At 34.4% G+C, this 10307-nt stretch carries 9 protein-coding genes; 3 read left to right on the forward strand and 6 right to left on the reverse strand.

The window, feature by feature from the left end; translation table 11 throughout:
- Positions 1-61 precede the first annotated feature (61 nt).
- Positions 62-220 carry a YqaE/Pmp3 family membrane protein gene (locus tag WJN01_RS14395; RefSeq protein WP_223548593.1) on the forward strand — a complete coding sequence of 53 codons (159 nt, stop codon included), beginning with the start codon at positions 62-64 and terminating at the stop codon, positions 218-220.
- A 29-nt stretch (positions 221-249) separates the two neighbouring features.
- A complete protein-coding gene (lipB, locus tag WJN01_RS14400; protein WP_445197860.1) occupies positions 250-948 on the forward strand; it encodes a lipoyl(octanoyl) transferase LipB in 699 nt (232 codons plus the stop codon).
- A gap of 57 nt (positions 949-1005) precedes the next feature.
- Here the strand turns inward: lipB and WJN01_RS14405 are convergent, their stop codons facing one another.
- The 6 genes from WJN01_RS14405 to rnhB all read right to left on the reverse strand — a co-directional run bounded on the left by WJN01_RS14405 (position 1006) and on the right by rnhB (position 7706).
- Entirely contained in the window at positions 1006-1236 is a 231-nt protein-coding gene (locus tag WJN01_RS14405) for a hypothetical protein (RefSeq protein WP_445197861.1), read from the reverse strand.
- A gap of 345 nt (positions 1237-1581) precedes the next feature.
- On the reverse strand, positions 1582-2373 hold the full coding sequence (gene ppk2, locus WJN01_RS14410) for a polyphosphate kinase 2 (protein WP_445197862.1): 792 nt from the start codon (positions 2371-2373) through the stop codon (positions 1582-1584).
- A gap of 48 nt (positions 2374-2421) precedes the next feature.
- Positions 2422-3198 (reverse strand): DUF1961 family protein, encoded by a 777-nt coding sequence (locus WJN01_RS14415; RefSeq protein WP_445197863.1) that lies wholly within the window; start codon positions 3196-3198, stop codon positions 2422-2424.
- Positions 3199-3208: 10 nt separating this feature from the next.
- Complete coding sequence (locus WJN01_RS14420) at positions 3209-4258, reverse strand: nucleoid-associated protein (protein WP_445197864.1); 1050 nt, start codon at positions 4256-4258, stop codon at positions 3209-3211.
- A gap of 364 nt (positions 4259-4622) precedes the next feature.
- Positions 4623-7055 carry a ribonuclease HII gene (locus WJN01_RS14425; protein ID WP_445197865.1) on the reverse strand — a complete coding sequence of 811 codons (2433 nt, stop codon included), beginning with the start codon at positions 7053-7055 and terminating at the stop codon, positions 4623-4625.
- A gap of 51 nt (positions 7056-7106) precedes the next feature.
- Positions 7107-7706, reverse strand: coding sequence for a ribonuclease HII (rnhB, locus tag WJN01_RS14430; protein ID WP_445197866.1), 600 nt, complete (start codon positions 7704-7706; stop codon positions 7107-7109).
- Positions 7707-7929: 223 nt separating this feature from the next.
- Here rnhB and WJN01_RS14435 point away from each other — a divergent pair, with 223 nt between their 5' ends.
- Positions 7930-10107, forward strand: coding sequence for a putative porin (locus WJN01_RS14435; protein WP_445197867.1), 2178 nt, complete (start codon positions 7930-7932; stop codon positions 10105-10107).
- Positions 10108-10307: the final 200 nt, after the last annotated feature.

Raw genomic sequence — 10307 nt, forward strand, 5'->3', positions numbered from 1 at the left:
TGTAACAAAATGCTGAATGTAACGTCAAATAGGCAATCATCAATCATTAAAATAAATCAAAATGAGTTTTTGGAGAGTTTTACTTTCAATTATATGTCCACCTTTGGCCGTATTGGATAAAGGTTGTGGCTCTATCTTTATTGTATTTTTATTGTGGCTTTGCGGCTGGGTGCCTGGAGTTATAGCTGCTTTGGTAATACTAAACAACCCCAACCGTTAGAACATAAATTTATTGTAATTTTGCAGCCTATGAATAAGACTGTTTTACTGCAAGATTTAGGCTTTAAAGACTACAAGGAAACTTGGGATTACCAAGAAGAATTGTTCAAAGGCATTGTTGATGCCAAAATTAGAAACCGCAGGGAAAACTTAAACGATATTACCACTAACTATTTCTTATTTGTAGAGCATCCGCATGTGTATACTTTGGGCAAAAGTGGCGATTTAGCAAACATGCTCTTAAACGAGAAACAACTTACTGAAAAAGGGGCGACTTTCTATAAAATTAATAGGGGAGGCGATATTACTTATCACGGGCCGGGACAAATTGTTGGCTATCCCATTCTGGATTTAGATAATTTCTTTACGGACATTCATAAATACCTTCGTTTTTTAGAGGAAATGATTATTCTTACTTTGGCAGAGTATGGCTTAAAAGGAGAACGGAGTGATGGAGAAACTGGTGTTTGGTTGGATGTTGGTACACCGTTTGCCAGAAAAATTTGTGCTATGGGTGTACGTGCCAGCCGATGGGTTACCATGCACGGTTTTGCTCTTAATGTAAATGCCGATTTAGGTTATTTTGATAATATTATTCCTTGTGGTATTCGTGGAAAGGCGGTGACTTCTTTAAATGTTGAACTTGGCAAAAAGCATATTGATGAAGACCAAGTAAAGGAAAAACTGGTGAAGCATTTTTCCAATCTTTTTGAGGCTAAGTTTTTTTAGTTCTAGTAAGGATCCACTAGAACTGTCAATTACGGTTATGCATTATTATTCGATTTTTTAAATGTATTCACAACTCACTTTATATACCATGTTTTTTGAATCAAGGCAGATTACAAATTCATAATGGTCTAGAATTCCGAGGTCATCTGGGTCATAAGCAACATAACAAATTGTTTTATCGCCAACCCAGCCAGCGCAGTTTTCATTATAGTCTTTTCCTAACAATTCTATAACTTCTTCTTTTGTTTTGCCTATTAGCAGTTTTTTCGTTTCTAGCTTTTTTACCATTCGGTATCTAATATTTTTATTTTCAATCCAGAGTTTCGAGTCAAAATCCTTTGACCTCCATATCGGATCAATAACTCTAATTATTAAAAAACTTAATATTGTCGTGTAAATAATTGGCATTACAAAAACAGCAATTAAACTCAGCGCCTTGTAATGGCTTTTAGAAAATTTTTTAATTCGCTTTTTGTAGAAAAAATAGGACGGGATTAAAAGTATTATTTGTAGAATAATCAAAATTCCTATTGAAATTAAAACCATAAACTTAAGTTTCGATTAGTAGTTAGTTTGGGCAAATTAATGCTAATTGATGAACCCCGTTGTTTTAATCACTTATATAAATCTTAATTAATACTTCTCAGGCACAAATGTTTGGTAGTTTATAGGTGGGCGCACATAGCCTGCATAATCTGGAAGCTCAGGAAGTTCAATAGGTGTAACGTCCATCTCTTCATAAGGAATCATGCTCAAAACATGGCTAATGCAATTTAGTCGAGCCTTTTTCTTGTCATCTGAGTTTACAACATACCAGGGTACCTGCTTGGTGTCGGTATGTGCAAACATTTGGTCTTTAGCTTTTGAATATTCCAGCCAACGCGAACGCGATTCTAAATCCATTGGGCTAAATTTCCAACGTTTTAAGGGATTGTTTATTCGGTTTTTAAATCGTCTTTCCTGTTCTTCATCACTGACTGAAAACCAATATTTTAAAACAATAATGCCAGACCTAACCAACATGCGTTCAAATTCTGGACAGGAACGGAGGAATTCACGGTATTCCTCATCAGTACAAAACCCCATAACTTTTTCAACACCGGCACGGTTGTACCAGCTTCTATCAAAAAGAACAATTTCGCCAGCCGCCGGTAAATATTGAACGTAGCGTTGAAAATACCATTGGGTCTTTTCTTTTTCGGTAGGTACACCCAAAGCAACCACTTTACAAATCCGCGGATTCAAGGGTTCGGTAAACCGTTTTATGGTGCCACCTTTTCCAGAGGCATCTCTACCCTCAAAAACAATAACAACTTTTAATCCTTGTTTTTTTACCCATTGTTGCAGGTGCACAAGCTCGGTATGTAATTTGGCTAATTCTTTTTCGTAGTTAAACTTTTTGGGTCTGGACTTGCTGTTTTTCATGCCCTACAAGTTAATAAAAAAACGAAATCGGACTAAAGGTATTGGGTATTATTTAATGAACACCTTAAAATCAGCATATCTTGCCGAACGCGTGAACATATGGCGCAAACCTATACGTCCGTTTTTTACAGAACCGATTTCTGAAATATCCCAAGAAAATAATCTTGACTCATTTTTGCCCTCTACATTAAAATAAAGGGTTTCATCAGTTTTTATAACTGTGATTTTGTAGGTTTGGTTTGGCAGGAACAATCCCGTATCAGTAAAAGCAGGGGGAATTTCGGTGCTAGTATTAAAGTTTTCACCGGGTTTAACCGGATATTTTCTTGCCCTAACATATTCCTCGCCCGTATTATTGTTAAAAGCGGCATAGCTTATATGCAGGGCGTTCATATGGTTGTAATAAGTTTTCATGGCAGGAACAGTTCTAGCCTCTTTCCATTTGAAAATATCCTTTGCGTAGGGTTTAACTCCAGTAGCTTGAATGTAAAGGATGTTCACCCATTTTTGTTTGGTGTCTGTTCGTGTGTATTCGTATTCAATTTTTATGTCGCCTTTAAAGGATTTATTGGTCCATAGTACAGCATGGCAGGAATCGTTTCTTTCAACGGAGCCGGCAGTAAAGGTCATGCCTTTTTCATTGGTTTCAACTTTTGCACGTTTACCATCTAAAAACCAATGGTCTTTCCAGTTGTTTGTCAGGCTGTTTTCAAATTTAAGCTTCCATTTTTTTGACGCCTTCAAGGTATTAAAATCATCATTGGTGCTTTGCCCAAATAGATTGATGCAACACAGCAATATCAAAATGGTGGCAACAGGTTTCATTTTAAAAGTTTTAATCTTCGGCATTAAAGAACACCTTATAAAAATGCATTTTCTTTTCTTCATCATACCCGCGCTCTAAATATTCTGCTGAAGCATCTGGTGCATCAATGTCCAGTTTTATTTGGATGTGGGTATCGAGTTTTATATCGGTTTTAATTTTGCGCTTTTCTTTATTCACAACAGCTTCGGCTACGTCAAACTGGTTTCTGATGACCACATTTTGCTCGCCTTCAAATTCCTTTTTAAAGGTATCGAATTCTTTTTTGTGTTTATCATCTTCAAAAATCTCATCTTTAAAACGCTCTATATTGACCACTTCATTTTCTTTGAAAAAATCGATGGTTTTAGTTAAAAAAGTGCTTCTTTCCTTTGCCCCATAAGTGGTTTTTATGATTTCGGTGGAGAAATCCTTGCACAATTCAATATACTGTTGGGTGTGGTTATTGGCATCATCGGCATATTTTATATTTAGAAAATGATTGAGCCAATATTGGGCATCATAACTATTATTGTCTACACTTAAAATAATGTTGCCTTCTCCATCACTCTGGTTCAAAATTAAGCAACCTTTATCCACTTTTTTTGAGCTGATGCCTTTCTGAACCAATACATCATAGCTGTTGTTTTCTAAATAGGTTTGAAAGAAGTTTACTTTGTTTTCAATTTTAAAAATGCCAAAGGCGTTGGTTGTGATTTCATTGAATTCTATGCTTTCAAACATGACTACCAAAACATCACCTGTTTTAATGTTTGCTGAATTGGATTGTTCATACAAATGCATAACCACGTGTTTTGAAACTTCAATAAAATCATTGTCGTCATTAAATATTTGTGAGGCGTAACTATTTATTTCATTTAATGAGATATTGGCGTGGTGGTTGAAGCGATAGCTCTGTACAACACCAGAAAACGGCCGCAATAAAAAGGGCAGCATGAGCTCGTAGCTGGCTTCGTCAAAATCAACCAATTCTTCTGAAAAGGCATTTTTTGTATTGTTGAACTTATTGCCAACTTTATGGATGATGAATTTTGAAATTGAAGCGTTTTTTCTTGAAATCATGTTGTAGTTTTTGGTATTGCAATAGTAGTGATTTCAAAAATAATAAGCTCAAAAAAAGAACGCCAAAGCTTAATGCTTTGACGTTCCGTGAGATTCGAGGACTTGCGATTTGGTTATCGTTATATTTTTACAAATTTACATCAATAGTTTTGCGAGATTTATTTGTTTGGTTTGCGATTTATAGGGTAAAATGAATAAGAAAGAATCATCAAAAAAAGGAAGAATGCCAAATGCATTTTTTGGTGATTTCATCTGTAATGGATTGATTAATAGCTGCTCTAAATATAAAGATTACTTTTTTACCGACAAATTACCTGCGCAAATTTTTATTAAGCAGTTTTCAACTTAATTATTGGCCGACAAATTAATTGATTTGATACAAAATAATAGAATTGCTTTCCCCTTTGGTTACGAACTCTAAATTTCTGTCTCTATCTATATTGTCAAGTTCAATCACCGAATTGCCATAAACTGGAAAATTATCAATCATTTTTGATTGGCTGTCATAAAGATAGATTTTGTGGGATTGCAAATCAGTGGTAGATACGTAAATTTTGTCGTAAATGTAGAAGATTCGTGGTTGGGTGTAGTTGCCAAAATCCAATTCAGAAGTTTTACTTTTTATGGATAGTTTGTTTTCGCTAAGTGTAACAAGTGTTTTACTGGTGGTTTCAATAGAATGGTTTGATGAAAGATTTAAGCTGGTTTTTGAAACATTGCCACGTGAATCAACGGACACCAAATCACCATCTGCAGTTGTGGTTGTAAATTTATCATTGTATAAAAAGACGGGTTGGTTCGAATAGGCACTCTCCGACTTTGGTTTTACACGTATTTTGCCAATTCTGTCCAAAATGTAAAATTTGTTTTCCGTTTTTATGGTTATATAATCTTTACTGCCAATCCTAAAATGTTTTGGTTGTGAAATAATATCATCATTGGCCGAATTAAAAGTAAAACCTTTAACTATTTGGCCCTGTACATTGTACATTAAAACATGCTTGCTTTGGGTGACCAAAAGGCGGTAGTTTTTGCGCTTATCGTAATCAAAAACCGAAAGTGGTTGGGTAATTTTATCGTTAAAGTTTAACGGAAAAGGAGAAACGTCTTTCCCGTTTCGGTCTAAAACATAAACCCTGTTTGGTGTAGCAAAAATAAGTTGTAGGCGCCCGTTTTTGTAAATATCAATCTGTTCAATGGTTCCTAAAGCAGGGCCTTGTAGTTGTTTTTTCCATAAAATTTTACCAGAATTGGAAATTAAATAAAGGTTATTGTTTACATCTTGCACCACAATTTCTTTTTCGTTGGTTCTGTGGTTTTTTACAAATTGCGGGTTGGTCAACAAATCGGCATCTAATTTTATGTTGAGTTCCTCTGAAATTGAATTAGCAGAAGCTTTTGCCTTATTTTTGGAAATGATGCCATTTAAATGGGCAAAATCATGGTCGTAAATAAACTGAATCGCCGAAACGTTATAACTCTTAAACTCAAAATCACCCTCAGTTTCTAAATTTTTGTTCACTATAGTTTTTAGGGTAGAGGAATTACAAACTTGAAGAAGTGAGGCTGCACTGCTCAATTTTTCGCTCATGTTTTTAAAATAATCCTTTTGTCCTAAAACCGTTTCATTTTGGTAATTGGCTATGATGCTTTGAAGCAGTTCAAGATTATCGGTAAACACAAAAAAATCATCCAATACGCAATACATGTTGGCGTTTTTATATGAAACCAAGGGGCTAAATGTTTCACTAAACAGACGAGGTTTACTAAAGCTGAAAATGTCGATTTCGCGATATGAATCTATTTTGGTTTGCTCGCTTAAAAGTGCATCATTGGTAGCAATAATGTCAATGGAATTTAATACAACAGCCCTGTTTTTATCTTCATAAAGTACACCGACCTCAATAATGTTATCAAAAAGTGTGGTAGTGTTTGCTATGGAATCTTTTTTGTTGAATTTTTTCAGATTGGTTTCAAAAATTTTATAATTGTCAAAAGTAAAACTCATAAAACCATCACTATTTGAGGGTGTTGCATTTTGAATTTGATTCTGTTGGGGAATAGTATTTTTAAAAATATTGATTAAGCTTTCTGAAGAATCTGTGGCCTTAGTTATACCGTTAAAATAGGTTTCATTTTGGCTTAACTCGACATCTAAAGCTAAATGATTTGTAAAGTTGGCCAAGGAAAGGGAGTCTTCTATAAAAACAGATTTTATGAAGTCGTCGTTTGACTTCACAATAACTGAAAATGTTTTCTCTTTACTTGATGTGTTAAATATTTTGGACACCTGTTCGTCTACAGAACTTTCGTTCAGCAATCCCTTTGTTGTTTCCAAAGAAGAAGATGCGAAAAACGTACTGTCAATAACCAAACTATAAAACGTGTTTTTATTTAATGTTGATTTTACAATGGCTTTACTTTTGAAAGAAATAAGTTCTTCTGTGTAGTTTGGTAAAGAGTCTCTTTTAAATAAATTTTGGTTTTGTTTCGTTATTACAGCATATTGAAGGCTGTCGTTGTCATCTTTCAAAAAACAAAGTAAAATCTCACCACTCGGTTTTAAATGCGAAAGATTGGATAAATTATCTTCTATAGATCTATAGCAACTTGTATTCGATACGGTTTGCAAAAACTCGCTATTTTTTATGCTACTTTTTAGGCTTTCAAGGTTTGGTGCACTTAAAATAATGGAGGCTTTTTCAGGAGCATAATCAATAAGTTCGGTGCGTTCGGTGTATGGATTGGCGCAATTAAAAACCGTTATAAGTAGGAGGGAAAGCCAAAAAAATTTCATGGATTGAATTAATTTTTACAAACCTAATGTTTTTTTTAACGCATTAAAAATTTATAACTCCAACTTAAATTGTTCCGGTAACAACCTGAACGATTTTCTATGGTACTTCGTTATGCCATATTTTTTTATAGCCTCTCTATGTTCTTTGGTGGGATAGCCTTTGTTCTTTTTCCAGTTGTACATCGGAAATTCTTCATGTATGACATTCATGTAAGCATCTCTATGCGTTTTAGCCAAAACGGAAGCTGCGGCTATGCTTAAATATTTGCCATCTCCTTTTATGATAGTTTCGTGTGGAATGTCAAGATACGGTTTAAATTTATTGCCGTCAACAATTATAAATTCCGGCACAGGACTAAGCTGCTCAACCGATTTGTGCATAGCCAGAATAGAAGCGTTTAAAATGTTTATTTTATCAATATCTTCCTGAAAAATATGGGCAACGCCGAATGTTAATGACTGTTCTTCAATGATTGGCTTTAAAAGTTCTCTTTTGTCTTCGCTAAGTTGTTTGGAATCGTTTAAAATGCTATTTTCAAATTTCTGTGGTAAAATTACCGCTGCTGCTGTTACTGGGCCAGCCAAGCAACCTCGTCCAGCTTCGTCTGTCCCACACTCTAAAATATATGTTGAATGGTTGGTTAATAGCATACAGCGAAAATATAGATTAATTCAAAATCAGCAATAAGTTTTGCATTTTCATTTTTTTTGTTGATGTTTGTAAAAGACTAACTCAATAAATATTCTTTATTCATCAGTTAAATGATGATAAGTAAAACTAAGAATGCCGGCATAGCTTACCGGCATTCTTAATTTAAAATATTTACTTTCACTTTACGTTCAAATAGTTACTTTTGCCTGGAAATCTATATCTATGAGAGAAAAAGTTTTGGTCCTGTTGTTCACCCTTGTATTTGGCTTAGGTTTTGCACAAAACAAGCCGAGTAGATTGGGTAGAGAGCTCGGTTTGACCAAAACCCAAGATACAGCTAAAAAAGCTGGGGAATACGTTCCGAAGATATCAGACTACCTTATTATATCTCATGAAAACGATACTACTTTTGTAGATACCACCTTAACCATTCAAAAAGATTACAAGTTTAATTATTTGCGAAAGGACAATTTTGGTTTAATACCCTTTTCAAACCTTGGGCAAACTTATAATAGTTTAACTTTAGATTTTCAGAACACCAATTTAATGCCGCTTTTTGGAGCGAGGGCGAGGCACTTCAATTATATGGAGGTTGAAGATATCAAGTATTACCGCGTGCCCACTCCGCTGACCGAACTGTTTTTTAGAACAGCCTTTGAACAAGGGCAATTAGTAGAATCGTTTTTTACCGTAAATACCTCTTCCCAGTTTAATTTTTCAATAGCTTACAAAGGTTTACGCTCCTTGGGAAAATATCAGCATATTTTGACCAGTACGGGTAATTTCAGTTTTACGTCAAATTATCAATCAAAAAACAGAAGGTATTTGGCCCAAGGCCATATTGTTACACAAGATTTGCTGAATCAAGAAAATGGCGGTTTGGATGAAAACAGTGGAAGCATAGAAAATTTTGAAACCGGGGAGCCCGAATTTCTTGATCGTTCTATTCTGGAAGTTAATTTTGAAAATGCTGAAAGTATGCTTCGAGGAAAGCGTTTTTATTTAGACCACAGTTACGACATCTTCAATAATTTGGCAAAAAGTAATAGGGAAAAACCAATTAATAAACGTCAAATTACTGAAAGGAAAGATTCTGTCGTAAAAGATTCAACATCGAAAAAATCTGGTCTGAGACGATTTGCACGAAATGATTCCATTCAAAAAAATCCCATTAAAAAAGACTCTATTGAAATTAAACCAGTTGAAAAAGATTCATTAGCCAATAGACCCAAATTGGAAACTTCAATAACTGAAGAAAAGAAAGTGAGCAAGTTTTCATTAAAAAACAAACTTACTTTAAGGCATATTATTTCTTTTGAGGATAAGTATTATCAATACGATCAAACCGCCGCAGCAACAACTTTTTTTGGTTCGGCATTCAAAACAAGCAATCTAAAAGAACGTGCAACACTAGAAAGTTTTTACAACAAGTTACAGTTGGAGTATTATAATCATTTATTGGGTGATTTTCAATTTAACATAAGTAGTAACAATTATAATTATGGGTATAATAAATTGGTGTTTTTAAATGGAAACACTATAACCAATAGATTAAAGGGTGATGTTTTTTCGGCTGGAGGAAAGTACCAGAAACAATATAAAGGTTTTGAGTTGCAGGGGGAACTTGGGATAAACGTGTCTGGTGATTTCGAAGGTAATTTCCTTAAGGCTGATGCTAGCTTTAATTTGAATGAAGATTTAGGCGTTGCGGCGTCCATAAACCATAGTTCGCATGCTCCAAACTACAATACCTTATTATATCAAAGTGACTATATAAACTATAACTGGCAAAACAATTTTAATAATACCGAAACCCAGCAGTTGGCATTTCAGTTAAGATTTAAGAAATTGGCAAAGGTAACGGTGGACTTTTCAACTATAAACGATTATGTGTACTTTAAAAAGGATACAACAACTCAACAAATAAGGCCTTATCAGAATAACAAAACCATAAACTATTTACGGGTTAAGTTTGAAAACGAAATAAAGGTTGGTAAGTTTGCGTTGAATAACACCATACAATATCAAAACCTTCAAGATGACAACAATGTCTTGAATATGCCAGAATTCAATACCCGAAACACGTTGTACTTTTCAAGTCATATGTTTAAAAAAGCATTGTATTTGCAAACAGGCGTTACGTTAAATTATTTTACAAAGTATTATATGAATGGGTACAGCCCGCTTTTGGCAGAATTCTACACCCAAACAGATCGTAAATTTGGTGATTTTCCAAGGTTAGATTATTTTTTAAATGCTAAAATCCGCCAAACTCGAATCTATTTAAAAGCGGAACATTTTAATTCAGCCTTTACTGGTTACAACTATTATACTGCTCCAAACTATCCTTACCGTGATTTTATAGTGCGTTTTGGTGTAGTTTGGAATTTCTTTTTGTAAATTTTTGGTTGTTCAGTTCCCCAAATTTATCCTGCTTTTTTAGTTCCGTGCAGTTTTGTTAGCATTTTTTATGTGCGTAATATGCGGTAAATTAAGGTGTTGCATAGTCCCAAAAAAAACATTAAAAAAAACGTTCAAAAAAAGTTCAAAAAAAGTATTGCGGAACTAAAAAAGGGTGGTATGTTTGCACCCGCAAAAAA

This window comes from Tamlana sedimenti (genome assembly GCF_038148895.1).
Classification (GTDB): domain Bacteria; phylum Bacteroidota; class Bacteroidia; order Flavobacteriales; family Flavobacteriaceae; genus Tamlana.

Excerpts from the sequence above, each read along its gene's own strand:
- WJN01_RS14435 (WP_445197867.1), top strand. The coding sequence starts at position 7,930 with ATGAGAGAAAAAGTTTTGGTCCTGTTGTTCACCCTTGTATTTGGCTTA.
- rnhB (WP_445197866.1), bottom strand. The coding sequence starts at position 7,706 with ATGCTATTAACCAACCATTCAACATATATTTTAGAGTGTGGGACAGAC.
- ppk2 (WP_445197862.1), bottom strand. The coding sequence starts at position 2,373 with ATGAAAAACAGCAAGTCCAGACCCAAAAAGTTTAACTACGAAAAAGAA.
- WJN01_RS14420 (WP_445197864.1), bottom strand. The coding sequence starts at position 4,258 with ATGATTTCAAGAAAAAACGCTTCAATTTCAAAATTCATCATCCATAAA.
- WJN01_RS14395 (WP_223548593.1), top strand. The coding sequence starts at position 62 with ATGAGTTTTTGGAGAGTTTTACTTTCAATTATATGTCCACCTTTGGCC.
- WJN01_RS14415 (WP_445197863.1), bottom strand. The coding sequence starts at position 3,198 with ATGAAACCTGTTGCCACCATTTTGATATTGCTGTGTTGCATCAATCTA.
- lipB (WP_445197860.1), top strand. The coding sequence starts at position 250 with ATGAATAAGACTGTTTTACTGCAAGATTTAGGCTTTAAAGACTACAAG.
- WJN01_RS14425 (WP_445197865.1), bottom strand. The coding sequence starts at position 7,055 with ATGAAATTTTTTTGGCTTTCCCTCCTACTTATAACGGTTTTTAATTGC.
- WJN01_RS14405 (WP_445197861.1), bottom strand. The coding sequence starts at position 1,236 with ATGGTAAAAAAGCTAGAAACGAAAAAACTGCTAATAGGCAAAACAAAA.